The organism is Novimethylophilus sp. (assembly GCF_036504375.1).
Classification (GTDB): domain Bacteria; phylum Pseudomonadota; class Gammaproteobacteria; order Burkholderiales; family Methylophilaceae; genus Novimethylophilus.
Genome location: NZ_DASXVH010000045.1, coordinates 39,800 through 62,647, shown reverse-complemented (window position 1 = coordinate 62,647; position 22,848 = coordinate 39,800). Strand labels below are relative to the sequence as shown.

Below are 22,848 nucleotides of genomic sequence, written 5' to 3'. Positions count from 1 at the left end.
ATGAAAATATCCCTGGGGCCAATACTTTATTACTGGCAGCGTGAAGAACTGGTCGAGTTCTACCGACAGGCTGCAACCTGGCCGGTGGATATCGTCTACCTGGGAGAAACGGTGTGCTCCCGGCGTCATGCCTTTCGCATCGACGACTGGCTGGAGGCGGCGGAACAGCTGGCGCTGGCCGGCAAGGAAGTGGTGCTCTCCACCCAGGCGCTGGTCGAGTCCGAATCCGATCTCAAGACCTTGCGCCGCCTGGCGGCCAATGGCAAGTTCGCGATCGAAGCCAATGATATGGGCGCGGTGCATGCCGCGGCGGGCGCGCCGTTTGTCGCGGGTCCGCATCTGAATACCTATAACCAGCATACGCTGGAGGTGCTGGCGGAAGCGGGAGCGACGCGCTGGGTGATGCCGGTGGAAATGTCGCGCCAGATGCTGGCGGACGTCCTGGCGCACAAGCCCGGGCAGATGCAAACCGAAGTGTTCGCGTACGGCAGGCTGCCGCTGGCGTTTTCCGCGCGCTGCTTCACCGCCCGCCGCTACAATCTGCCCAAGGACGATTGCCAGTTTCGCTGCCAGGACCATCCGGAAGGGCTCGCACTGAAGACGCGCGATGGTCAGCCGTTTCTGGCGCTGAACGGCATCCAGACCCAATCTGCGAGCATTTACAATCTTGCCGCGGAACTGGGTGAAATGACAAATATGGGGGTGGACGTGGTGCGTATCAGCCCGCATGCCGGGCACACCGGACAAGTTGTCGAATTGTTCCGTCAGTGCCTGGATGGCGGCGGGTCTGCCGAAACTGCCGCGGCAGCGCTGCAGGGGCTGCTGCCAGATGCCGATTGCGACGGCTATTGGCATGGCAAGCCAGGCATTGAACAATCGCTTTCCTCAACTGCAATGAAAAGAATCGCATGAGCCAGCTTGCCTTCGCCTTTCCCAAGCCGCTAAGCCGAATGGTTGCGCGGCTGCCGGCATTACCGCCATCGTTTGCATTTACCACGGTGCTGAATCTGGCACTCGGCAGCATCATTCGCCGGGAGGATCTGCAACTGCTGCAAGGCAAGCGGATCGAGATTCGGGTTCTGGATATCGGCCTGCACCTGCATTTTACGGTCACGCCCAAGGGCTTTTCGCCGGTCCGTTGCGGTGCCGCGCCCGACCTCGCCTTCAGCGCTACGGCACGGGATTTTTATCTGTTGGCGACACGCAAGGAAGATCCGGACACCTTGTTTTTCAGCCGCAGATTGATCGTGGAGGGCGATACCGAGCTGGGACTGGTCGCCAAGAATACCCTGGACAGCATCGAGCTGCCCCGCCTGGCTGCGGCCATGCTGGCGCCATCCACGGTGCTGGCGCAGATCAAGGCAAGGTTGTTGTCGTCGAGGAGCAGGAATGAGTAAAGCGGTATTCTTTGATCACATCGAAGTTCACGTTGAAAACATCGCTGCATACTGCGCGTTTCTGGTGAAGATATTTCAGGGCGGCAGATACCACGTCATCACCGATTCCGGCATTTCAATGTTTGCCAGCAACGAGGGCATCAATATTGAAATCAAGAAGAGAAGTATCAGCGCCCCGCCTGCCGCATCGGGTTTTTGCAATCCCTGCCTGAGAATGGAGAACGCCAAAGAGTTCATTGAAAACGAGCTGGCGTTGACCATAGAGCGAACGATCAGCAGCGCCGACGGCAATTGCTATTTCTTCACCGATCACGAAGGCATTGCCTGGCACATCAAGGATTATCTGAAAAAAGACCGGTATACGAACTGGTAGGAAAACAGCGCACCGGCGAGAAGGCTAGTGTTTGCCTTGCCTAATGCTTGCCTTCTTTGGCCATGTTGATCGAATACTTGGGGATTTCCACCACCAGGTCGGCGCCATCGACGATCGCCTGGCACGACAGTCGGGAATTGGGTTCCAGTCCCCAGGCTTTATCCAGCAGGTCTTCCTCGTTTTCTTCCGCAGCCGGCAGGCTGCCGTACCCTTCGCGCACGATCACGTGACAGGTGGTGCAGGCGCAAACCTTGTCGCAGGCATGTTCGATATCGATGCCGTTATCCAGCAGGCTGTCGCAGATGGAAGTGCCGGATTTGGCCTCGATGACGGCGCCTTCCGGGCAGAGTTCGACATGGGGTAGTACGATGATTTTCGGCATTAGGGCGTGATCACACTAATTGAGTTCTTCCAGCTTGTGGCCCGTCAATGCCCGGCGCACGCTGGCGTCCATGCGCCGCGCGGCGAAAGTGTCCGTGGCCTGATTGAGCACGGCAATCGTCTGCTTGATCGCAGCAGCGTCATTGCCTGCCGCGGCAGTGCGCAGGGCGCGCATGTGCTCGTCGATGGCGGCGCGCTCGGTGGCATTCAGATAGCGCTCGCCATCCTTGTCCAGCGCGGCGGCAACCGCGACCAGCAAACGTTCGGCATCGACCTGCGTTTCGCGCAGCGCGCGCATCTGCATGTCCTCTCCGGCATGGGAATAGGACGCCTGCAGCATGTTGGCAATCTCGTTTTCTTCCAGTCCGTAGGATGGCTTTACGGTAATATGCGCCTCGGCGCCGCTGTTTTGTTCGCGGGCGGAGACCGAAAGCAGTCCGTCGGCATCCACCTGGAAGGTCACGCGGATGCGCGCCGCGCCCGCCGCCATCGGCGGAATGCCGCGCAGTTCGAAGCGCGCCAGCGAGCGGCAGTCGGCGACTAATTCCCTTTCACCCTGCACTACGTGGATGCTCATCGCGGTCTGGCCGTCCTTGAAGGTGGTGAAGTCCTGGGCGCGCGCGACCGGGATCGTTGCATTGCGCGGAATGATTTTCTCGGTCAGCCCCCCCATGGTTTCGAGGCCGAGCGAAAGCGGCACCACATCGAGCAGCAGCAGATCGTCCTGGTTGCGGTTGCCGGCGAGCACATTGGCCTGTATCGCGGCGCCCAGCGCCACCACCTTGTCCGGGTCGAGATTGGTGAGCGGTTCCTGGCCGAAGTATTCCCATACCGCATGCTGGATGTGCGGCATGCGCGTGGCGCCGCCGACCATGACCACGCCTTGCACGTCATCGACCAACAACTTGGCGTCGCGCAGGGCTTTTTTGACAGGAGCAATGGTTTTTGCCACCAGCGGCGCGGTCAGATCAATGAAGGTCGACGTGGTGAGCGTCATGTCGACGATGTCGCCGCTGCGCAATACGCAGGTGATGCGGGCTTCCGGATTGTTGGTCAACCATTCCTTGGCTTCACGGGCCTTGGTCATCAACAGGCTGTTATCTTCAGGCGCGAGCGGCGGCAGCTTGGCCTGCTCCAACACCCAGCAATAGATGCGGCGGTCGAAATCGTCGCCTCCAAGCGCCGAGTCGCCATTGGTGGCCAGCACTTCGAAGATGCCTTTGGCTAAACGTAAAATGGATACGTCGAAAGTGCCCCCGCCCAGGTCGTATACCACGTAGACCCCTTCGGCGCCGTTGTCCAGGCCGTAGGCAACGGCAGCGGCGGTCGGCTCGTTGAGTAGCCGCAATACATTGATGCCTGCCAGGCGCGCGGCGTCCTTGGTGGCCTGGCGCTGTGCATCGTCGAAATAGGCCGGTACGGTAATGACGGCGCCGGTGAGCTCGCCACCCAGGGCATCCTCGGCGCGCGCCTTGAGCACTTTGAGGATTTCGGCGGAAACCTCGACCGGGCTTTTCACGCCGGCAACCGTTCTGAGCTGCACCATGCCCGGCTCGTCCAGAAAACGGTAGGGGAGGTGGGTAATGTCGGCGATATCCTTGAGCCCGCGCCCCATGAAACGCTTCGCCGAGGCAATGGTGTTCTGTGGGTCATGGCTTTGCTGAGTCTGTGCCGCCATGCCGACTTCCACCTGACCATCGGCGAGAAAGCGCACCACGGAAGGTAGCAACGCGCGTCCGTCGTTATCGTGCAGCACCACGCTCAAGCCGCTGCGTACGGTGGCAACCAGGGAATTGGTGGTGCCGAGATCGATGCCGACCGCCAGACGATGCTGGTGTGGCGCGGCGCCCATGCCGGGTTCGGATATTTGGAGAAGTGCCATTATGATTCGAGTGCGTCGATTGCCTGGTCGATTTCGGCCTGAACTTTATCAAGAAATCGCAGCTTGCGCACGATTTCGCTGGCACCGGCGTAATCGTTCTGTTCGTCCAGCGCCAGGGACAATTCTTCCCGCAGGCTGCGCGCTTCGCTGCGCAGGCCGCGATCCAGGGCTTCCAAGGCCTCAACATCGGCGACGACGACGGCATCCTCGATGGCTTCGCGCCATTCCATCTGACGCATCAGGAAATCCGCTGGCATTGCTGTGTTGGATTCTTCCTGCGTATCCACGCCATGCAATTGCAGCAGATAGCGCGCTCGCGTCAGCGGGTTTTTCAGGGTCCGGTAGGCTTCGTTGGCATGCGTCGCCCATTGCAGCGATTGGTGACGCTCGCTATCGGTGGCCGCAGCAAAACGGTCGGGATGCACTTCTGCCTGCAAGTGGCGATATGCCTGATCCAGTCGCACGATATCGATCGCAAAAAGAGGGGGAAGGCCGAACAGTTCGAAATGGGTTTTATGCATGTTAGCTATCAGCGGGAAGCTTTCAGCAATCAGCAAAACCCAAGCCTCAAGGCTGAACGCTGAGTGCTGATAGCCAAGGGCTTCCTATACGGTAAAGCTTTCGCCGCAGCCGCATTCGCCCTTTACGTTCGGGTTGTTGAATTTGAAGCCTTCGTTCAGCCCTTCTTTGGTGTAGTCCAACTCGGTACCATCAAGATAGCTTAGGCTCTTGGGGTCGAGCAGTACGGTAACACCATGGCTTTGAAATGCGACATCGTCAGCGCCGGCTTCATCGACGAACTCCAGCGTATATGCCATACCGGAGCATCCGGAAGTCTTGACGCCCAGGCGCAGTCCAACTCCTTTGCCGCGGTTGGCGAGGAATTTTTGCACGCGTTGAGCAGCGGCTTCGGTCAGTGTGATTGCCATATTTATTTCCTAAAACATGAATCTGAAGTCGTCGATTGGCTATGCAGGCCTGATCGATGATTAATTCTCAAGGATTAATTCTTAAGCTTCGGGCTTGCATACCGCGGCATCCGCGGATTCGCTTTCGCCCTGTTTCTGCTTGAGATCGGCGATCGCAGCCTTGATCGCGTCTTCGGCCAATACCGAGCAATGGATCTTGACTGGGGGCAGGGCCAATTCCTCGGCGATATCCGAATTTTTGATCGCCATTGCCTCGTCCAGCGTCTTGCCCTTGAGCCATTCGGTCACCAGCGAACTGGAGGCAATCGCCGAGCCGCAGCCGTAAGTCTTGAACTTGGCATCCGCGATCACGCCGTCATCATCTACCCGGATCTGCAGCTTCATCACGTCGCCGCATGCAGGCGCTCCTACCATGCCGGTGCCAACGTTCGCGTCAGCCTTGTCGAACGAGCCCACATTGCGCGGATTTTCGTAGTGATCCAGTACTTTGTCGCTATATGCCATTTGTTACTCCTAACATTATTCCTAGAGAACCGATAATCTGCCTGTCAGGCAAGGAACTGCTCTCTAATGTGCCGCCCAGGCCACGCTCTCCAGATCGATACCATCCTGGAACATCTCCCACAATGGAGACAGTTCCCGCAGCTTGCCGATCTTGCCCTTCATTAACGCCACTGTGTAATCGATCTCTTCTTCCGTGGTGAAGCGGCCGATCGAGAAGCGGATCGAGCTGTGTGCCAGTTCGTCCGAACGCCCCAATGCGCGCAGCACGTAAGACGGTTCCAGGCTGGCCGAGGTGCAGGCCGAGCCGCTCGATACTGCGATATCTTTCACAGCCATGATCAGCGACTCGCCTTCGACGAAGTTGAAGCTCATGTTCAGGTTGTGCGGCACGCGGTTCTTCAGGTCGCCGTTGACGTACACTTCCTCGATTTCGGACAGCCCCGCGAGCAGCTTGTCGCGCAGCTTGCGGATGCGGGCGCTTTCCAGTTCCATTTCTTCGCGGGCGATGCGGAACGCTTCACCCATGCCGACGATCTGGTGCGTGGCCAGCGTGCCCGAGCGCATGCCGCGTTCGTGACCGCCGCCGTGCATCTGCGCTTCGATGCGGATTCTAGGCTTTCTGCGCACATACAATGCGCCTATGCCCTTGGGGCCATAGGTCTTGTGCGCTGAAAAGCTCATCAAGTCGACCGGTAGCGTTTCCAGGTCGATCGCCACCTTACCGGTGGACTGCGCGGCATCGACATGGGAAATAATGCCTTTCTCGCGGCACACATTGCCGATGGCAACAATATCCTGAATGACGCCGATCTCGTTATTGACGTGCATTACCGAGGCCAGAATGGTATCGGGACGAATCGCCGCCTTGAATTTGTCCAGATCGATCAGCCCATTGGGTTCGGGGTCTAGATAGGTGACTTCAAAGCCTTGGCGCTCCAGTTCGCGGCAGGGGTCGATCACCGCCTTGTGCTCGGTCTTGACTGTAATCAGGTGTTTACCCTTGCCAGCATAGAAGTGAGCGGCGCCCTTGATCGCAAGGTTGTCGGATTCGGTGGCGCCAGAGGTCCAGACGATTTCCTTGGGGTCGCAATTGACCAGCGCGGCGACCTGTTCGCGGGCATCTTCCACCGCCTTGTCAGCGACCCAGCCGAACACGTGCGAGCGTGAAGCCGGATTGCCGAAGTGCTCGGTGAGGTAAGGAATCATCTTCTCTGCCACGCGCGGGTCAACCGGCGTGGTGGCGGAGTAGTCCAGGTAGATCGGAGTTTTGACTGTCATAATATCCTCAAACTGCAAGCGCGCTCATGGTTTGCATGCGTGACAACTCGCCACGTAATGCTTGTAAAAATCCCTGTATTTCTTGTGCCGTATTGCCGGAGCCCAGACTCACCCGCACGGCGCCTTGCGCCAATTCCGGCGATATTCCCATCGCCAGCAATACCGGGCTGGGGTCGGAGCTGTCGCTGGAGCAGGCTGAGCCGCTGGCTACCGCATAGCCTGCCCGGTCCAGCGCCATTACCAGCGTTTCGCCGTCGATACCGGGAATGGCGAAAAAACTGGTATTCGGCACCCGTTGGGCTTCTGCCCCGAAAATCGCGGCTCCCAGCGCGCGCAGGCCTACCTCCAGTTCATCCCGCAGTTCAATCTCGACTTTCGGACGATGCATCAGCAACTCGCATGCCATCCCGAAGCCGACGATCGCGGCAATATTTTCGGTGCCGCTGCGACGCCCCTTCTCCTGGCCACCGCCGTAAAGCAACGGCTGGATATCCAGGCGTTTGTCCAGCACCAGCGCGCCTGTGCCTTGTGGTCCGCCAATTTTGTGGCCCGACAAGCTCATCGCCTGAACGCCGAACGCATTGAAATCCAGCGGCATTTTACCCAGCGCCTGCACCGCGTCGGTATGCATGATTGCGCCATGCCGGCGCGCAATCCCGGATAAAGCCGGGATGTCCTGTACGACGCCGGTTTCATTGTTGGCCAGCATTATCGACACCAGCGCGGCAGGTTGCTGCAAAGCCTCTTCCAGATTCCGGATGCCGACCTTGCCGGTTTTTTCCACTGCGATTTTCGTCAGCTTCCAACCACGTTGCAGTAACGCCTGGGCCGGTTTCATCACCGCAGGATGCTCGATCGCACTGACCGCCAGGTGGCCGGGTTTGAGCGTCGAGCAGATGCCGCGAATAGCGAAATTATCCGCCTCAGTGCCACTGCCGGTAAATACTACTTGAGAAGGATGCGCACTAACCGCGGCAGCGACCTGTTCTCTCGCCTGTTCCAATGCATGGCGGGCCGAGCGTCCGAATTGATGTCTGCTGGAAGCGTTGGCCGGAATTCCGAGCCACGGCAACATCGCCTCACGCACGACAGGATCTAACGGCGTGGTGGCGTTGTGGTCGAAATAAACGTTCCGGGTCATCAAGCTGCCTGGGCGGTATTCCTGATGCGTCTGGGTTCCGCAATCACCACTTTTTTCCCGCCCTTTTGCGAGGCAACCAGTTGCGCCAGGGTTACGCCTTCCAGATATTCCAGAATTTTGTGGTTCAGCGCGGCCCATAATTCGTGGGTCATGCAGCGGTGATCATCCAGGCAATTTTCATTGCCGCCGCATTGCGTGGCGTCGATTTGTTCATCCACTGCGCGGATGATGTCTGACACCGAGATGGATTTCGGGTCGAGCGCCATGCGGTAACCGCCGCCGGGGCCGCGCACGCTTTTAACCAGCCCGTTCCTGCGCAGGCGGCTGAATAATTGTTCAAGATAGGACAGGGAAATATCCTGCCGTTCGCTGATGGTGGTCAGCGTGACCGGGCGCCCGGTTTCGTTGAGTGCAATGTCGAGCATCGCGGTGACGGCGAAACGCCCTTTGGTGGTTAGTCGCATAATTTAGTTTGCTTTCACGTTAAGTTCAATAACAGTTGTTATTTTCTAATACCTTAGCGTTTTAGTCAACTATCTTGTTAAGGTAATTGACATCGAAAGCATCCCCGACCTTTTCGTCCACCTCAAGATCGGCACCCAGCTTGGCCAATTGCTCGGCCAATTCCTGCAGACGCTTGTCTTGTTGTGCGGCATGGTCGAGCAGGGCGTGCACCGCTTTAGTCATTGGATCGTTGCTGTCATCGCCAACAGCGTAGGCGGAGAAGCCCATTTTTTGCGCTGTGGCATCGCGCAGCTTGGCCTTTTCCTGGTCCAGGATGCGCGCAGGAATGCCGACGGCAGTGGCGCCGGCGGGAACATCCTTTACCACAACGGCATTTGATCCGATTTTGGCGCCTGCGCCGACCGTGATTGGCCCGAGCACTTTGGCGCCCGCTCCGATGACTACGCCTTCAAGCAAGGTGGGGTGGCGCTTGCCTTTGTTCCATGAGGTGCCTCCAAGAGTTACGCCATGATAAAGCGTGCAATCGTCATGGATGACCGCGGTTTCGCCGATTACCACGCCCATGCCGTGATCGATGAATACTCTGCGGCCTATGGTCGCGCCGGGATGAATTTCTATGCCGGTCAGCCAGCGGCCGAGATGGGAGATGAAGCGTGCCAGCCAGCGCAAGCCGATATTCCACAGCCAATGCGAAACGCGGTGGAAAATGAGCGCATGCACGCCGGGGTAGGTGGTCAGCACCTCCCATGTGTTGCGAGCGGCGGGGTCGCGCTCAAAAACGACGGCGATATCTTCGCGCAAATGGTTGAGCATGAGTGTAAATATTATGTCTGGATACGTAAGGTTTAATTTGGTATTTTGCCACAAACGATGGTAGGCCGCGACTGATCCCGGTTCAATCCCACATTAATGGCTTAACACCCGGTTCTGACATTATTTTTCTGCAATGGATTTCAAAATTCCACGCAAAATATTCACTTCTTCCTTTTGCAGTCCTGCCCGGGTGAATAGTCTGCGCAGCCGTAGCATCAGGCGCTTGGGCAGCGCGGGATCAAGAAAGCCGATAGCAATCAGCGTTTGTTCCAGATGGATATAAAATCCCTCAACCTCATCATGGGTTGCTGGTTGTAAACGTTTTCCGCCCGCCTGCGGCGCTTCTTCCGAGGCAACCCGCAACTCATAAGCCAGTACTTGCACCGCTGCCGCCAGATTGAGCGATGAATAATCGGGATTGGCGGGAATATGCGCCAGGCGCTGGCAGCGGATCAACTCCTCATTCGACAATCCGCTGGTTTCGCCGCCGAACACCAGCGCCACTTCAAGATCGGCGGCGATCGCCAGAGCTTCGGCCGCAGCGGCGCGCGGCGAGATTGCGGCATGCGACAATTCACGCTGGCGTGCGGTCAATCCGATCACTAGCGCGCAACCGGCAAGCGCGTCATCCAGCGTGTCAAAAATTTGCGCGTTTTCCAGCACGTCCGTCGCGCCGGAGGCCATCGCAACGGCTTCCGCATGGGGAAACTTGCGCGGCTTGATCAGGTGGAGGCGCGACAGGCCCATGGTTTTCATGGCGCGCGCGGCGGAACCGATGTTGCCGGGATGGCTGGTCTGGCAGAGTACGATGCGGATGTTGTTGAGTTTATTCACGGGGTGGTGGACGGTAGGTTAAAATGTCGCCTTATTTTAATTGCTCTTTAGCCAAACTATGCATCCCATGCTGAATACGGCGGTAAAAGCCGCCCGCCGCGCAGGTTCCATCATTACCCGCGCTTCGCAAAATCTCGACATTCTCCAGGTGCGCAACAAGACGCACAACGATTATGTCAGCGAGGTCGATCACGCTGCCGAGCAGGCCATTATCGAAACCCTGCATGAGGCTTATCCCAGCCATGCAGTCCTGGGCGAGGAATCGGGAGCGGTGGGAGAGCACGGCGACTTTCTGTGGATTATCGATCCGCTCGACGGCACCACCAATTTTCTGCATGGGTTTCCGCAATACTGCATTTCCATTGCCTTGCAGCATCGCGGCGTGCTGGAGCAGGCGGTGATCTACGACCCCAACCGCAACGATCTTTATACCGCTACCAAAGGCCGCGGCGCTTTCCTCAACGACCGCCGCATCCGCGTCAGCAAGCGTACCAGGCTGCAGGAGTCGCTGATCGGCACCGGTTTGCCGTTCCGCGATTTTGCCCATATCGATACCTATCTGGCGATGTTCAAGGACATGATGCTGAAGACTTCCGGACTGCGCCGTCCGGGTTCCGCTGCGCTCGATCTCGCCTATGTCGCTACCGGCTGGTATGACGGCTTCTGGGAGATCGGCCTGTCCAAATGGGATATCGCCGCCGGCGGGCTTTTGGTCGCCGAGGCCGGCGGGCTGGTGGGCGATTTCGAGGGTAACGAAAGCTGGCTCGCAACCGGCAACATCGTCGCCGGAACTCCCAAGGTGTTCGGCCAGATGCTGCAAGTGTTGGCGCCGCACCTGACCGTGGATCTCAAGACTGTGGAACTCAAAACCAAAGCTTGACGTCCATGCACGCGTTCGAGGCCATTGTCGAGCAACGGATCAGCGGGGCCGCCGCGCGCGGCGCCGGCCTGCAATTCGAGACCGGCTACCATGACAAGCTGGTGCGACGCCTGGCATAGGTTGCCAACTCGTGGCCATCGATATCCGGCACGGACTTTCGCATCAGGCGGCATCTGTGCGGCTGGCGCGGGAGGGCTACAACCAGCTTCCGTCGGCAGAGCCGCGCAGCCCGTTCGGCATCGCGCTGGATGTGCTGAAAGAGCCGATGTTCCTGCTGCTGATCGCCTGCGGTTCGCTGTACCTGATGTTGGGAGACAAGGGCGAGGCGATGATGCTGCTCGGATTTGTCTTCGTCATCATCGCCATCAGCTTCTTTCAGAAACGCAAGACCGAGCGGGCGCTGCAGGCCTTGTGCGATCTTTCCAGCCCGCGTGCGGTGGTGATTCGCGACGGCGCGCAACACCGCATTCCCGGTCGCGAGGTGGTGCGCGACGACCTGCTGGTGTTAAGCGAGGGCGACCGGGTTCCTGCCGATGCCGTGCTGCTGTCCGGCACTAACGTCTCCATCGACGAATCCTTATTGACCGGCGAATCGGCCCCGGTGCGCAAAACGGCGGCGGAAGCAAGGCCTGCGCAGATGAGCCGGCCGGGTGGCGACAATCTGTCTTATCTGTTTTCAGGTACGCTGCTTGTCCAGGGCCGGGGCATTGCGCAGGTTCTGGCGGTCGGCCAGCAGACCGCGCTTGGCGCCATCGGCAAGAGCCTGGCAGGCGTGGCGCCGGAGCCGACGCGCATCCAGCGCGAAACCAGGATGATAGTCACGCGCGCCGCCTGGGTCGGCATGATACTGGCCGTGGCGGCAGGGGCCCTCTACGGGGCGACGCGCAGCGATTGGCTCAATGGCTTTCTGGTCGGCATTACGCTGGCGATGGCGCTGCTGCCGGAAGAGCTGCCGGTCGTGCTGACGTTGTTCCTGGGGCTGGGCGCCTGGCGCATGGCGCAAAAGCAGGTGCTGACGCGGCATATCCCCGCGATCGAGATGCTGGGGGCGGCAACCGTGCTGTGCGTGGACAAGACCGGCACTTTGACGCAAAACCGCATGGCATTGGCCAAGTTGTATGCGCACGCCGAGCGCTTCGATTTTGCCCAGCATGGACAGCTGCCGGAAACGTTTCATGAAGTGCTGGAATTCGGCATGCTGGCCAGCCATCGCGATCCTTTCGATCCGATGGAGCGGGCGATCAACCGGGCCACGCGCGAGGCGCTGCAGGGCACCGAACACATCCATCAGGATTGGACCCTGGTCGAGGAGTATCCGCTATCCTCCGGGCTGCTGGCAATGTCGCGCGTATGGCAGTCCCCCGACCGCGAACACTACGTGATCGCCGCCAAAGGTTCGCCCGAGGCTATTATCGACCTGTGCCACCTGGACCATGACCGCGGCGCGGTGCTGGCCACAGAGGCGACGGCCATGGCGGAACAGGGACTGCGGGTGCTGGGCGTGGCCCGCGCGTCTTTTCGCAAGGCCGATCTGCCGGCGATTCAGCACGATTTCGAGTTCGAATTCCTCGGCCTGCTCGGGCTGGCCGACCCGATCCGTCCCGCGGTGCCGGCTGCGATCGAGGAAAGCCATGCAGCCGGCATGCGGGTCATCATGATCACCGGCGATTATCCTGCGACCGCGCTCAGCATCGCGCGTCAGGTTGGGCTCAGGGCCGAGGGCGGCATGATGTCCGGGGACGAACTGGACAGCCTGAATGATGCCGAACTGCAAGCACGGGTGAAGCACGTGCATGTATTCTGCCGCACCATGCCGGAACAGAAACTCAGGCTGGTCAATGCGCTCAAGGCGGGCGGCGAGATCGTGGCGATGACGGGCGATGGCGTGAACGATGCGCCGGCGCTGAAAGCTGCGCATATCGGCATCGCCATGGGGGCGCACGGCACCGATGTGGCGCGGGAATCGGCCGACCTGGTGCTGCTGGACGATGATTTTTCCTCGATTGTCGCTGCCGTCAGGATGGGGCGGCGCATTTTCGATAATCTGCGCAAAGCGATTACCTTCCTGGTCGGTGCCCATGTGCCCATTGTCGGCATATCGGTACTGCCGGTTGCGCTTGGGTGGCCTCTGTTATTGCTGCCGGTGCATATTTTGTTTCTGCAGCTGATCATCGATCCGGCCTGCTCCATCGTGTTCGAGGCGGAACCGGATGAGGCCGACATCATGAGGCGTCCGCCGCGTTCACCCGCGGCATCGCTATTCGACCGCCATATCATGCTGTTGGGTCTGCTGCAGGGGATGGCCCTGCTGGCGACATTGCTGGCTGTTTACATCGGCGCCCGGCATTTCGGCCGCAGTGCAGACGCGGCGCGCGCACTCACTTTCAGCACCATGGTGATCGCCAACCTCGGGCTGATTTTCGCCAGCCGTTCGCGTTCCCGCAGTATTCTGGCAACGCTGGGCACGCGCAATCGTGCGTTGTGGTGGGTCATCGGTGGTGCGGTATTATTCATGACCTTGGTGCTGGTCGTTCCCGGCTTGCGCGCATTGTTTTATTTCGGTGCATTGCAGCCGGCCGATCTGGCCATTATGGGGATTGCCGGCGCTGTCTGCATTGCCGCGTTTGAAACTGCCCGGCGTTTCGGCGGTTTCGGGAGCGATGCATAACCGGCGTTATCCGATGGCACGCCGAAAGTCTCCGGGCTACACTTCCGGCGCGAGTTAAACCTTTAAAAGCAGGATCAAAAGTTGAACCAGATCAATACTCAAATCACGGCTGCTCAGGGGTTGCAAAAACATACGCCGATGATGCAGCAGTATTTGAGCATCAAGGCGGAGCACCCCGACATGCTGCTGTTCTACCGCATGGGGGATTTCTACGAGCTGTTTTTCGAGGATGCGGAAAAAGCCGCGCGCTTGCTGGATATCACGCTGACCCGGCGCGGCGCCAGCAACGGCGAGCCGATCAAGATGGCCGGGGTGCCTTATCACGCGGTGGAGCAGTATCTGGCGAAGCTGGTGAAGCTGGGCGAGGCGGTGGCCATCTGCGAACAGGTGGGCGACCCCGCCCTGAGTAAAGGCCCGGTGGAGCGCAAGGTGGCGCGCATCATCACGCCCGGCACGCTCACCGACAGTGCCTTGCTGGACGACGCGCGCGACAACGTGCTGCTGGCCTTGTGCGTGCATGAAGGGCAGCTGGGGCTGGCGCGCATCAATCTGGCTTCCGGCGCTTTCGTGCTGTGCGAAGCGGCGGAGCATGCGCTGGCGCACGAGCTGGAGCGCATCGCCCCGGCGGAATTGCTGCTGCCGGACGATCTGCGCCATCCGCTGCTGGAAACCCTGAAATGCGCGCGCAAGCGCCTGGCGCCCTGGCAGTTCGACCTCGACAGTGCGCTGCAGACCCTGACCCGCCAGTTCGGCACCCATGATCTCTCCGGTTTCGGCGTCGACGGCATGCACGCCGCGATCGCCGCCGCCGGGGCGCTGCTGGACTATGTGCACAACACCCAGCGCGGCGCGCTGCCGCACATCCTCGGGCTTTCTGCCGAGCAGCAGAGCGCATTCATCCAGCTTGACGCCGCGACAAGGCGCAACCTGGAAATCGACCAGACCCTGCGCGGCGAGCCGGCGCCCACCCTGCATTCACTGCTCGATACCAGCTGCACCGCGATGGGCACGCGGCTGCTGCGCTACTGGCTGCACCATCCGCTGCGCGATCGGGTCGCGATTGCCGCACGCCATGCCGCGATCGAGGAATTGCGCGGCAGCGGCCTGCATGAGCGCTTGCGGCCCGTATTGAGACAGATCGGCGATGTCGAGCGCATCACCGCCCGCGTGGCGTTGCGCACGGCCCGGCCGCGCGACCTTTCCGCGTTGCGCGAAAGCCTGAAACTGCTGCCTGCGCTGGCAGCTCCGCTAGCCGGAAGCCAGGGACGGCTGCTGCAATTGGCCGGGTACTTAACCGCGCCGCCCGACGCCAGCCAAGTGCTGGAGCGTGCGATTCGCCCGGAACCCGCCGCGGTATTGCGCGAGGGCGGCGTGATCGCCGACGGTTTCGACGCCGAACTGGACGAGCTGCGCGCGCTGCAAGCCAATTGCGGGGATTACCTGCTGCAATACGAGGCGCAGGAGCGCGAGCGCACCGGCATCGCCGCGCTCAAGGTCGAGTACAACAGCGTGCACGGCTTCTACATCGAACTCTCCCGCGCGCAGGCGGAGAATGCCCCGCCGGAATACCGCCGGCGCCAGACGCTGAAGAACGCCGAGCGCTATATCACGCCGGAACTCAAGGCATTCGAGGACAAGGTGCTGTCGGCCAACGAGCGCGCGCTGGCGCGGGAAAAGGCCTTGTACGAGGAGGTGCTGGATAGTCTCGCGCCGCATATCGCCCGGTTGCAGCAAAATGCCGCCGCGGTGGCCGAACTGGACGTGCTGGCCTGTTTCACCGAACGCGCCGAGGCGCTCAATTACGTTTGCCCGCAGTTCAGCGGCGAGCCCGGCATCAACATCCGCGGCGGGCGCCATCCGGTGGTGGAGCAACTGGCGCAGCCTTTCATCGCCAACGACACGACGCTATCGCCATTCCGCCAGCTACTCTTGATCACCGGCCCCAACATGGGCGGCAAGTCCACTTACATGCGCCAGACCGCGCTGATCGTGCTGCTGGCGCATTGCGGCTGTTTCGTGCCGGCGCAATCGGCCCAAATAGGCCCGGTGGACCGCATCTTCACCCGCATCGGCGCCTCCGACGATCTGGCCGGGGGGCGATCCACCTTTATGGTGGAAATGACCGAAACCGCCAATATTCTGCATAACGCCGGCGAGCATAGCCTGGTGCTGTTAGACGAGATCGGCCGCGGCACGTCCACTTTCGACGGGCTGGCGCTGGCGTGGGCCTGCGCCAGGCATTTATTGGAACGCAACCGCAGTTATACCTTGTTTGCGACCCACTATTTCGAATTGACGCGCCTCACCGAAGACTACAAGCAGGTCGCCAACGTGCATCTGGATGCGGTCGAACACGGCGACGGCATCGTGTTCCTGCACAGCGTCGAGGAAGGCCCGGCGAGCCAGAGCTACGGCTTGCAGGTGGCGCAGCTGGCGGGCATCCCCAAATCCGTCATCGCGGCGGCCAGACGCCGGCTGGTGCAACTGGAACAGCAAAGCATCCAGGCCGGGCCGCAACCCGATCTGTTCGCTGCTCCCGCAGCCGCCGAGCCCGCACCCGCGCCGGCGTTGGAGGCGCTGCTGGATATCGACCCGGACGACCTCAGTCCGAAAGAAGCCTTGGAGGCCTTGTATCGCTTGAAAGGATTGCTATGAAGCCGATGCACTGGGATGCAAGCCGAGACGGCCCGCTGACCGAGGCGGCAATGCGCAGCAAGCTGGAAGCCATGGGGTATGGCGTCAGCCGCTATGTCTATCCGCCGGGCACGTATTTTCCGCCACATACGCATGGCGTCGACAAAATCGACGGCGTGCTCGCCGGGCGTTTCCGCATGGGCATGGAAGGCGCGACGGTAATGCTGGAAGCGGGCGATTTGCTGGAAGTGCCGCGCGGCGTTGTGCACAGCGCGGAAGTGGTGAGCAACGAGGCGGTAATCAGCCTCGATGCGGTGCGCAGGTAGGAGCGCCGTTGACCCAGGCGCTCCCGTGCTAGCGCAACTTAGTGATGGTGCCCGCCTTCGCCATGCGTGTGGCCGTGGTTGATTTCCTCTTTGGTGGCGGGGCGCACGCCGGTCACCGTGCACTTGAACTGCAGGCGCTCGCCGGCCCATGGATGATTGCCGTCGACCACCACTTTGCCGTCGGCGATGTCGGTGACGGTATAGAGAATGACGTCGCCATGCTGGTCTTCGCCTTCGAACTGCATGCCGACTTCCAGTTGTTCGGAGGGAAAAGCCGAAGCCGGTTCGATCTGTACCAGTTCCTCGTCATAATCGCCGAAAGCATCCGTCGGTTCCAGTGTCAGTTCCAGCGTATCCCCTATGCTTTTTTCGTGCAGTTCTTCTTCCACCTTGGGGAAAATGCCGTCATAGCCGCCATGCAGGTAGCTGACCGGATGGTCGGCGGAGGAGTCCAGCAGTGCGCCATCGCCGTCGCGCAGCTCGTAGGAAATGGAAACAACGGTGTTCATTGCGATCTTCATTACAATTCCTTGATGAGATTTAATATTTCCGCCGCGTGCCCTTTGGCGGTGACGCCATAAAATGCGTGGCGCAGCATGCCCTGTTTGTCGATGATGAAAGTGGAACGGACGATGCCCATCTTGCGCACGCCATCTTTTTCCTTTTCCCGCCATACGCCATATTTTTCGCACACCTTGCCGTCCACGTCGGCGAGCAATTGCACCGCCAGGCCGTGCTTGTCGCGAAAATCCGCATGGCTGATGCAGTCGTCGCGCGAAATGCCGAGGATCACGGTGTCATACCCGGCGAACTCTTCTTCCATGTCGCTGAACTCGATAGCTTCCATGGTGCAGCCCGGAGTGTCGTCTTTGGGATAGAAATAAAGAACGACATTTTTGCCTTTGTAGCGGGAGAGTTTCACCAGTCCCATGTCGGCATCGGGCAACGTGAAATCTGGAGCGTGGGAACCGGGATGCGGCATAGTTTCTCGTGAGGGAGGCGTCGAGAACCATTTTAAACCATTTCCAGCGATGAGACGCAAGCGCTATCATGCGTCTCATGAAACTTGCGCATCTGGGCGGTCTTACCGCACAACAATTTTTAACGGAATATTGGCAGAAAAAGCCGTTGCTGATCCGTCAGGCATTCCCCGGCTTCGGCGACTGGCTGACCCCGGATGAACTGGCCGGGCTGGCGTGCGAGGAGGAGGCGCAATCGCGGCTGGTATTGCAGAACCGGGGCGGCTGGCGGCTGGAGCATGGCCCGTTCGCGGAAGAGCGTTTTGCCGGGTTGCCAAAAAAGAACTGGAGCCTGCTGGTGCAGGGGGTCAACCATTTCCTGAGGGAGGGGGAGGAACTGCTGCAGTGTTTCGATTTCATCCCCACTGCGCGGCTGGACGACCTGATGGTAAGCTTTGCACCGGATGGTGGGGGAGTCGGCCCGCATTTCGATTCCTACGATGTGTTCCTGCTGCAAGGGCAGGGACAGCGCTTGTGGCGCATCAGCCAGCAGCAGGATATGGAACTGGTGGAGGGCGCGCCGCTGCGCATACTTAAAAATTTCCATACCGAGCAGGAATGGCTGCTGGAACAGGGCGATATGCTTTACCTGCCGCCGCGCTGCGCGCACTGGGGCATTGCGGTGGGGGATTGCATGACCTGGTCGGTCGGCTTCCGTGCGCCGTCCGCGCAGGAACTGGGCGCCCAGTTCCTGGCTCATCTGCAGGAACACATCCGGCTCGAAGGCATGTATGCCGATCCCGACCTCGACTTGCAGGCGCATCCTGCCGAAATTTCCGGGCGGATGATCGACAAAGTCGAAAGACTGTTGCAGTCCATCCGCTGGAACAAGAGCGACGTTTCGGGCTTTCTGGGCGAGTATCTGACCGAACCCAAGCCGCATATCGTTTTCGCTCCGCCGCGGCGCATGGCTGCGCCGAGGTTTCTGCAGCGGCTCGCCGACAAAGGCATTCGGCTGGATCTGAAAAGCCTGATGTTGACGCACGGCTGTAAGGTGTTCATCAATGGGGAAGCGCTCGAGGTCGAGAAACAAGTGGTGCCGATGCTGCGACAATTGGCCGATCGGCGCGTATTGCCGCCTTTGCCGCCGGCTTATCTGCAAATGCCGCAGTTGACGGATTTGTTGTGCCAGTGGTATCACGCCGGATATTTGCAATTTTCCAGCTAGGAGGCGCGCATCATGGTTGCAGAAACGGAAAAACAGCACCGTATGCTCAATGGCGAGGCCGAGTATTCGGAAGCCATTGATGCGGTGATTGAAAAGGCCGAGCATACGCTGCATGTTTTTGACGTCGATCTTGCTTCCGGGAGTTACGACACGGTGTCGCGTTTTGAAGCCTTGCGGCATTTTCTGGCGAAGGATCGCATTAATCGGCTGGTGATTATTTTGCATGAAACGGAACGCCTGGTTCGGCGCTGCCCGCGTTTGATGAATTTGCTGAAGCCCTACGGCCATGCCATATCCATTCTCAAAACCCACGAGCATGGACGCATGGCCAATGATCCTTTCGTAATCGCGGATGAGGCGCATTATGTACACCGTTTTCATGCGGACAGTGCCCGTGCCTTGCTGGCGTTTTACGATCATGCCGGCGCGCGGTTGCTCGAGGAAAAGTTCGGACAATTGCAAGAAGCGTCTACGCCGGCAGTTGCTGCTACGACGCTCGGTTTATGATGCATGGCGGATTCGGTATATTTTTATGGCTGACTTGAAAAACCTTTAAAAATAAAAAGCACTGGTATTTTTATAAGCGCGTGTATAAAATATCGCGCTTCGGAAGACTCCTTTGAGAATAAGGAGGCCGACAATGTTTTCTGTGACTACTTTCATAAGGGAAATAAAATGATCCGTTCCGCTCTGCTCGCTACCTTGCTGGCCCTGGCTCTGACCGCTTGCGGCAAAAAAGAAGAAGCTCCTGCTCCTGAAGCTGCTCCTGCTGCTGCTCCGGCCGCTCCTGCTGCTGCTCCGGCCGAAGCTGCCAAGCCGGCTGAAGCTGCTCCGGCCGCTCCTGCTGCTGAAGCTGCCAAGCCGGCTGAAGCTGCTCCGGCCGCTCCTGCTGCTCCGGAAAAGAAGTAAATCCAATTACTTCGGCTTCACAAAAAAGCCGGCTTCGTGCCGGCTTTTTTATTGCTTCGTATTGGCTAGTCGGATTGTATCGAGCCATCTCGTTTAGTTAATATCCAGCCAGTCTACGCCCTCTGTTTGACTGGCTATCTTAATCCATTTCTCTTCGCAATCGAGTGCGCTACGCAACGCGGCGCGCGCCAGTTCCGGACGATTATTCTTTTTACTTAAATGGGCTGCGATAATATGCTGCAATGAGCGTGTGTCGAGCTTCGCCAGCAATTCTGCCGCCGTAGCATTATCCAGATGGCCATAAGCGCCGCTGATGCGTTGCTTGAGCGAGTGCGGATAGCGCCGGTTGTTCATTAGCAAGTCCAGATCGTGATTGCATTCCAGTACCAGCGCATGACAGCCGGAAAGCATGGACTCGATATGCGGGGTGCTGGTGCCGGTGTCTGTGAGTACGCCCAGGCGCCGCATGCCGTCGCTGAGCACATACTGGACCGGCTCGCGTGCATCGTGGGGTACGGGGTAGGGGTGGATTTCCATATCGTCGATAGCGAATGCATCATGGCTGTTGATGATGCGGATATCGATATCGGTTGGCGTATCGCCTAGCATCATGAAGGTGCCATGCGTCAGGAACAGGGGCAACCTGAAGTCGGCCGCAAGGCGGAATGCGCCGCGGGCATGGTCCTCATGTTCATGGGTCAGAAGTATTCCGGCCAGATGATGCGGCTCGAGATTCAGGCGGGCCAGGCGAAAGGTTGTTTCGCGCAGGCTGAAGCCGCAATCGAGCAATACCTTGGTATTGCCGGCTTGCGCTACCAGGCCATTGCCGGCACTACCGCTGCCAAGTAAGGCAAAGCGCATGAAGCTTACCCCAAGGCTGGGGAATCGGGACAAAACGGGATGTTTCCTTTTTGCCCCGATTCCCGGCTGAACCAATTACTTCAACTGTTCATAAAGCATGCCGAGAATGCGGCCTGCAGTGGAGGACTTGTCGCGTTTGCCGTCCTTGTCCACCACGGTGACTTCGGTGCCTTCTCCGGCACGGTCCAGCTTGACGCGATACTGCAGCTCGGCGGCGGCCTTGTCCTTGTCGTTTTCCCAGAACTTGAGCTTGTCCACCACGCCCTTTTCTTCTTTCTTGGGTTCGGGCTTGGGTTCTGCTTTTTTGTCGTCATCGCCCCAGAACTTGAGTTTGTCGAGCAGGCCCTTCTTTTTCTCGTCCGAAGGCGCATCTATTTCCAGATCGGAGTAGCGCACATAGAACAGTCCTTGCGAGCGGTTGCGATCTTCCACCAGGAAGCCTACGCGATCCAGAGCCAGACCAACCCGGCGCCAGGCCCGGTCGAACTGGTCGTTCAGCGCCAGAGTAACCGAGCCGTCAGTCGCTTTGTTGATGGCGGCGCGTTTTTCCTGAGACGGATTGGCGATGATGGCGCGCGATTGTTTTTCGGCAACTCCCAGTTTGACCATCAGACGGCGCAACAACTCGGCGTCGATGTCTTCGGAGGCGGCGCGGGCATCTTTGCTTTTGTTCTTGGCGAAATCTTCATTCTTGTAGCCAGTGTCAATATCGCCATAGACGGTGCGCACGCGCACCCGGCCGTCGTCCGGCGCATTGCTGATGGAGCGGTGGCTCATGTAGATTTCGGTGATGCCTTCTTCTTCGCCGCGGTCGAGGCGGGTGCGGAATTTTTGCCGGTTGTTCAGGCCCTCCAGTTTGTCCAGCCAGCCCTGAAACTTGTCGAGATAGTTGCCTTTCTCATCCTTGGCGAGATCGGCAGGATCGATCCATTCGGTTTCCATGACGCCGGTTTTCGAATCCTCGACCCGCACAGCGAAGCCGAGATCGGTCCAGAATTCACGCACCACCGGCCACACCTTCTCGGGCGGGGCTTTTACTACCAGCCAGCGTTGCGAGCCGGCACGTTCGAATTTGACGCTGTCCGCCTCCGGAAGCAATACCTCCGCCTGCTCCTGCTTGCCGCCCTGATCCTGGTTATAGGCGGAATAGGTAGTGCTGCCCGGCACCGCATAGGCATCGTCGGTGGAAAGTGCGGTCAGGTCCGGCGGCACCTCGAGCGGTTTGCCGCGGCTGGCGCCTTTGTAATCGGACGAGTTGTCTATGAACGGGATGGAGTCGCAACCGGCAAGCGCAGCCAAGGCCAGCGCGAGCAGGACGGCTTTGAAATAATTGCTTTTAAACATGTAAGTCCTTACAGAATATTTGCAGCCCGCATAGCAGCTCGCAATGTCTCATGGTGTACGGCCGACAGCGGAGTCAGCGGCAGGCGGATGCCTTGGCCGATGCGCCCCATTTCCTGCAGTACCCACTTGACGGGAATCGGATTGGCTTCGATAAAAAGTTTTTTATGCAATGGGAACAGCGTCTGATTGATGGCGCGGGCGCGAACAAGTTCCCCGGCAAACGCGGCCGCGCACATCTCATGCATGGCCTGCGGTGCGACGTTGGCCGTGACCGAGATCACGCCGTGGCCGCCTTGCAGCATGCAGGCCAGGGCAGTGGCATCGTCGCCGGTGTAAACGGCGAAGCCGGCCGGCGCGCGCAGAATCAGGTCGGTATTGCGCTCCAGGCTGCCGGTCGCATCCTTGATGCCGGCGATATTGGGGATTTCCGCCAGGCGCAATGTCGTGTCGTTGGTCAAATCACAGCCGGTGCGGCCGGGCACGTTGTAAAGTATTTGCGGAATGTCTACTGCCTCTGCAATCGACTTGAAGTGCTGGTACAGCCCCTCCTGTGTGGGCTTGTTGTAATAAGGGGTGACCAGCAGGCAGGCATCGGCGCCCAGTTCCTTGGCGCGCGCCGTCAGTTCGATGGCTTCCCGGGTGCTGTTGGCGCCGGTGCCGGCAATGACGGGAGCGCGGCCGCCTATCTGCTGCACCGCGACGCGGATCAATTCGCAGTGTTCGTCGAAATCGACCGTAGGCGATTCGCCGGTGGTGCCGACAATGACGATACCATCCGAGCCTTGCTCAATATGCCAATCAATCAATGAACGCAGCGCCGCAAAATCCAGCGTGCCATCGCTGTGCATGGGAGTGACGATGGCAACGAGACTACCTTTGAGCATGAAAGCACCCAAGCTGTTGAAATCCGGTCATTTTACCTGAAAGCGCAACGCGGCGCGCATGCGTGTGACATTCATATAATGGAAGGGCATAAATCATAACGATTTATTCTTTTTTAAAACAATCTTATCCTGATATATTGCGTCGCGTTCCTTCCAGT

The 22,848-nt window shown here is 59.3% G+C and carries 26 protein-coding genes; 11 read left to right on the top strand and 15 right to left on the bottom strand.

Annotated features, from left to right (window positions below):
• From VGK14_RS06840 to VGK14_RS06830, 3 genes are read left to right on the top strand one after another with little or no spacing between them, the layout of a single operon-like run.
• Positions 1-912, top strand: coding sequence for a U32 family peptidase (locus VGK14_RS06840; protein WP_331508216.1), 912 nt, complete (start codon positions 1-3; stop codon positions 910-912).
• On the top strand, positions 909-1,397 hold the full coding sequence (gene ubiT, locus VGK14_RS06835) for a ubiquinone anaerobic biosynthesis accessory factor UbiT (RefSeq protein ID WP_331508215.1): 489 nt from the start codon (positions 909-911) through the stop codon (positions 1,395-1,397). The genes VGK14_RS06840 and ubiT overlap by 4 nt, the downstream gene beginning before the upstream one ends.
• Complete coding sequence (locus tag VGK14_RS06830) at positions 1,390-1,770, top strand: hypothetical protein (RefSeq protein ID WP_331508214.1); 381 nt, start codon at positions 1,390-1,392, stop codon at positions 1,768-1,770. Before ubiT ends, VGK14_RS06830 begins: the two co-directional genes overlap by 8 nt.
• A 40-nt stretch (positions 1,771-1,810) precedes the next feature.
• Here the strand turns inward: VGK14_RS06830 and fdx are convergent, their stop codons facing one another.
• The 10 genes from fdx to VGK14_RS06780 all read right to left on the bottom strand — a co-directional run bounded on the left by fdx (position 1,811) and on the right by VGK14_RS06780 (position 9,997).
• Positions 1,811-2,152 carry an ISC system 2Fe-2S type ferredoxin gene (gene fdx, locus VGK14_RS06825; protein ID WP_331508212.1) on the bottom strand — a complete coding sequence of 114 codons (342 nt, stop codon included), beginning with the start codon at positions 2,150-2,152 and terminating at the stop codon, positions 1,811-1,813.
• A 15-nt stretch (positions 2,153-2,167) separates the two neighbouring features.
• The gene (gene hscA / locus VGK14_RS06820; protein ID WP_331508211.1) at positions 2,168-4,033 is read right to left on the bottom strand and encodes a Fe-S protein assembly chaperone HscA; all 1,866 of its coding nucleotides are present in this window, start codon (positions 4,031-4,033) and stop codon (positions 2,168-2,170) included.
• A complete protein-coding gene (gene hscB / locus VGK14_RS06815) occupies positions 4,033-4,554 on the bottom strand; it encodes a Fe-S protein assembly co-chaperone HscB (RefSeq protein ID WP_331508210.1) in 522 nt (173 codons plus the stop codon). The genes hscA and hscB overlap by 1 nt, the downstream gene beginning before the upstream one ends.
• Positions 4,555-4,638: 84 nt before the next feature.
• Entirely contained in the window at positions 4,639-4,962 is a 324-nt protein-coding gene (gene iscA / locus VGK14_RS06810) for an iron-sulfur cluster assembly protein IscA (RefSeq protein ID WP_331508209.1), read from the bottom strand.
• Between the two features lie 81 nt (positions 4,963-5,043).
• Positions 5,044-5,466 (bottom strand): Fe-S cluster assembly scaffold IscU, encoded by a 423-nt coding sequence (gene iscU / locus VGK14_RS06805; RefSeq protein WP_331508208.1) that lies wholly within the window; start codon positions 5,464-5,466, stop codon positions 5,044-5,046.
• 63 nt (positions 5,467-5,529) lie between these two features.
• On the bottom strand, positions 5,530-6,744 hold the full coding sequence (locus tag VGK14_RS06800) for an IscS subfamily cysteine desulfurase (protein ID WP_331508207.1): 1,215 nt from the start codon (positions 6,742-6,744) through the stop codon (positions 5,530-5,532).
• Between the two features lie 7 nt (positions 6,745-6,751).
• On the bottom strand, positions 6,752-7,885 hold the full coding sequence (locus VGK14_RS06795; protein ID WP_331508206.1) for a cysteine desulfurase family protein: 1,134 nt from the start codon (positions 7,883-7,885) through the stop codon (positions 6,752-6,754).
• Entirely contained in the window at positions 7,885-8,349 is a 465-nt protein-coding gene (gene iscR, locus VGK14_RS06790) for a Fe-S cluster assembly transcriptional regulator IscR (protein WP_331508205.1), read from the bottom strand. Before iscR ends, VGK14_RS06795 begins: the two co-directional genes overlap by 1 nt.
• Positions 8,350-8,410: 61 nt before the next feature.
• On the bottom strand, positions 8,411-9,163 hold the full coding sequence (cysE, locus tag VGK14_RS06785; RefSeq protein ID WP_331508204.1) for a serine O-acetyltransferase: 753 nt from the start codon (positions 9,161-9,163) through the stop codon (positions 8,411-8,413).
• Positions 9,164-9,283: 120 nt separating this feature from the next.
• Entirely contained in the window at positions 9,284-9,997 is a 714-nt protein-coding gene (locus tag VGK14_RS06780) for an RNA methyltransferase (RefSeq protein ID WP_331508203.1), read from the bottom strand.
• A gap of 58 nt (positions 9,998-10,055) precedes the next feature.
• Between VGK14_RS06780 and VGK14_RS06775 the strand changes: the two genes are divergently transcribed.
• The 5 genes from VGK14_RS06775 (at position 10,056) to VGK14_RS06755 (ending at position 16,505) form a co-directional block, all read left to right on the top strand.
• Positions 10,056-10,877, top strand: coding sequence for an inositol monophosphatase family protein (locus VGK14_RS06775; RefSeq protein WP_331508202.1), 822 nt, complete (start codon positions 10,056-10,058; stop codon positions 10,875-10,877).
• Complete coding sequence (locus VGK14_RS06770) at positions 10,874-10,996, top strand: hypothetical protein (protein ID WP_331508201.1); 123 nt, start codon at positions 10,874-10,876, stop codon at positions 10,994-10,996. Before VGK14_RS06775 ends, VGK14_RS06770 begins: the two co-directional genes overlap by 4 nt.
• Before the next feature lie 11 nt (positions 10,997-11,007).
• Complete coding sequence (locus VGK14_RS06765) at positions 11,008-13,545, top strand: cation-translocating P-type ATPase (protein ID WP_331508200.1); 2,538 nt, start codon at positions 11,008-11,010, stop codon at positions 13,543-13,545.
• A gap of 138 nt (positions 13,546-13,683) precedes the next feature.
• Positions 13,684-16,200 (top strand): DNA mismatch repair protein MutS, encoded by a 2,517-nt coding sequence (gene mutS, locus VGK14_RS06760; RefSeq protein WP_331508237.1) that lies wholly within the window; start codon positions 13,684-13,686, stop codon positions 16,198-16,200.
• The gene (locus VGK14_RS06755) at positions 16,197-16,505 is read left to right on the top strand and encodes a cupin domain-containing protein (protein ID WP_331508199.1); all 309 of its coding nucleotides are present in this window, start codon (positions 16,197-16,199) and stop codon (positions 16,503-16,505) included. Before mutS ends, VGK14_RS06755 begins: the two co-directional genes overlap by 4 nt.
• 38 nt (positions 16,506-16,543) lie before the next feature.
• On the opposite strand, the gene VGK14_RS06750 is transcribed toward VGK14_RS06755, so the two are convergent.
• Positions 16,544-17,026, bottom strand: coding sequence for a peptidylprolyl isomerase (locus VGK14_RS06750; RefSeq protein WP_331508198.1), 483 nt, complete (start codon positions 17,024-17,026; stop codon positions 16,544-16,546).
• Positions 17,026-17,487, bottom strand: a complete 462-nt coding sequence (locus VGK14_RS06745) for a peroxiredoxin (protein ID WP_331508197.1) — start codon at positions 17,485-17,487, stop codon at positions 17,026-17,028. Before VGK14_RS06745 ends, VGK14_RS06750 begins: the two co-directional genes overlap by 1 nt.
• Positions 17,488-17,564: 77 nt before the next feature.
• On the opposite strand from VGK14_RS06745, the gene VGK14_RS06740 reads away from it, so the two are divergent.
• The 3 genes from VGK14_RS06740 to VGK14_RS06730 all read left to right on the top strand — a co-directional run bounded on the left by VGK14_RS06740 (position 17,565) and on the right by VGK14_RS06730 (position 19,601).
• A complete protein-coding gene (locus VGK14_RS06740) occupies positions 17,565-18,692 on the top strand; it encodes a cupin domain-containing protein (RefSeq protein WP_331508196.1) in 1,128 nt (375 codons plus the stop codon).
• Positions 18,693-18,704: 12 nt separating this feature from the next.
• On the top strand, positions 18,705-19,199 hold the full coding sequence (locus VGK14_RS06735) for a hypothetical protein (protein WP_331508195.1): 495 nt from the start codon (positions 18,705-18,707) through the stop codon (positions 19,197-19,199).
• A gap of 168 nt (positions 19,200-19,367) precedes the next feature.
• On the top strand, positions 19,368-19,601 hold the full coding sequence (locus VGK14_RS06730; RefSeq protein WP_331508194.1) for a hypothetical protein: 234 nt from the start codon (positions 19,368-19,370) through the stop codon (positions 19,599-19,601).
• Between the two features lie 93 nt (positions 19,602-19,694).
• On the opposite strand, the gene VGK14_RS06725 is transcribed toward VGK14_RS06730, so the two are convergent.
• The 3 genes from VGK14_RS06725 to dapA all read right to left on the bottom strand — a co-directional run bounded on the left by VGK14_RS06725 (position 19,695) and on the right by dapA (position 22,690).
• Positions 19,695-20,462, bottom strand: a complete 768-nt coding sequence (locus VGK14_RS06725; RefSeq protein ID WP_331508193.1) for an MBL fold metallo-hydrolase — start codon at positions 20,460-20,462, stop codon at positions 19,695-19,697.
• Between the two features lie 75 nt (positions 20,463-20,537).
• The gene (gene bamC, locus VGK14_RS06720) at positions 20,538-21,806 is read right to left on the bottom strand and encodes an outer membrane protein assembly factor BamC (RefSeq protein ID WP_331508191.1); all 1,269 of its coding nucleotides are present in this window, start codon (positions 21,804-21,806) and stop codon (positions 20,538-20,540) included.
• 8 nt (positions 21,807-21,814) lie between these two features.
• Positions 21,815-22,690: a 4-hydroxy-tetrahydrodipicolinate synthase gene (dapA, locus tag VGK14_RS06715; protein ID WP_331508190.1), complete on the bottom strand. Its 876-nt coding sequence runs from the start codon at positions 22,688-22,690 to the stop codon at positions 21,815-21,817.
• Positions 22,691-22,848 lie beyond the last annotated feature (158 nt).

What these genes read in the sequence shown, in the direction of transcription:
- VGK14_RS06840 (WP_331508216.1), top strand. Translation starts at nt 1, where the DNA reads ATGAAAATATCCCTGGGGCCAATACTTTATTACTGGCAGCGTGAAGAA.
- ubiT (WP_331508215.1), top strand. Translation starts at nt 909, where the DNA reads ATGAGCCAGCTTGCCTTCGCCTTTCCCAAGCCGCTAAGCCGAATGGTT.
- VGK14_RS06830 (WP_331508214.1), top strand. Translation starts at nt 1,390, where the DNA reads ATGAGTAAAGCGGTATTCTTTGATCACATCGAAGTTCACGTTGAAAAC.
- fdx (WP_331508212.1), bottom strand. Translation starts at nt 2,152, where the DNA reads ATGCCGAAAATCATCGTACTACCCCATGTCGAACTCTGCCCGGAAGGC.
- hscA (WP_331508211.1), bottom strand. Translation starts at nt 4,033, where the DNA reads ATGGCACTTCTCCAAATATCCGAACCCGGCATGGGCGCCGCGCCACAC.
- hscB (WP_331508210.1), bottom strand. Translation starts at nt 4,554, where the DNA reads ATGCATAAAACCCATTTCGAACTGTTCGGCCTTCCCCCTCTTTTTGCG.
- iscA (WP_331508209.1), bottom strand. Translation starts at nt 4,962, where the DNA reads ATGGCAATCACACTGACCGAAGCCGCTGCTCAACGCGTGCAAAAATTC.
- iscU (WP_331508208.1), bottom strand. Translation starts at nt 5,466, where the DNA reads ATGGCATATAGCGACAAAGTACTGGATCACTACGAAAATCCGCGCAAT.
- VGK14_RS06800 (WP_331508207.1), bottom strand. Translation starts at nt 6,744, where the DNA reads ATGACAGTCAAAACTCCGATCTACCTGGACTACTCCGCCACCACGCCG.
- VGK14_RS06795 (WP_331508206.1), bottom strand. Translation starts at nt 7,885, where the DNA reads ATGACCCGGAACGTTTATTTCGACCACAACGCCACCACGCCGTTAGAT.
- iscR (WP_331508205.1), bottom strand. Translation starts at nt 8,349, where the DNA reads ATGCGACTAACCACCAAAGGGCGTTTCGCCGTCACCGCGATGCTCGAC.
- cysE (WP_331508204.1), bottom strand. Translation starts at nt 9,163, where the DNA reads ATGCTCAACCATTTGCGCGAAGATATCGCCGTCGTTTTTGAGCGCGAC.
- VGK14_RS06775 (WP_331508202.1), top strand. Translation starts at nt 10,056, where the DNA reads ATGCATCCCATGCTGAATACGGCGGTAAAAGCCGCCCGCCGCGCAGGT.
- mutS (WP_331508237.1), top strand. Translation starts at nt 13,684, where the DNA reads ATGATGCAGCAGTATTTGAGCATCAAGGCGGAGCACCCCGACATGCTG.
- VGK14_RS06755 (WP_331508199.1), top strand. Translation starts at nt 16,197, where the DNA reads ATGAAGCCGATGCACTGGGATGCAAGCCGAGACGGCCCGCTGACCGAG.
- VGK14_RS06750 (WP_331508198.1), bottom strand. Translation starts at nt 17,026, where the DNA reads ATGAAGATCGCAATGAACACCGTTGTTTCCATTTCCTACGAGCTGCGC.
- VGK14_RS06745 (WP_331508197.1), bottom strand. Translation starts at nt 17,487, where the DNA reads ATGCCGCATCCCGGTTCCCACGCTCCAGATTTCACGTTGCCCGATGCC.
- VGK14_RS06740 (WP_331508196.1), top strand. Translation starts at nt 17,565, where the DNA reads ATGAAACTTGCGCATCTGGGCGGTCTTACCGCACAACAATTTTTAACG.
- VGK14_RS06735 (WP_331508195.1), top strand. Translation starts at nt 18,705, where the DNA reads ATGGTTGCAGAAACGGAAAAACAGCACCGTATGCTCAATGGCGAGGCC.
- VGK14_RS06730 (WP_331508194.1), top strand. Translation starts at nt 19,368, where the DNA reads ATGATCCGTTCCGCTCTGCTCGCTACCTTGCTGGCCCTGGCTCTGACC.
- VGK14_RS06725 (WP_331508193.1), bottom strand. Translation starts at nt 20,462, where the DNA reads ATGCGCTTTGCCTTACTTGGCAGCGGTAGTGCCGGCAATGGCCTGGTA.
- bamC (WP_331508191.1), bottom strand. Translation starts at nt 21,806, where the DNA reads ATGTTTAAAAGCAATTATTTCAAAGCCGTCCTGCTCGCGCTGGCCTTG.
- dapA (WP_331508190.1), bottom strand. Translation starts at nt 22,690, where the DNA reads ATGCTCAAAGGTAGTCTCGTTGCCATCGTCACTCCCATGCACAGCGAT.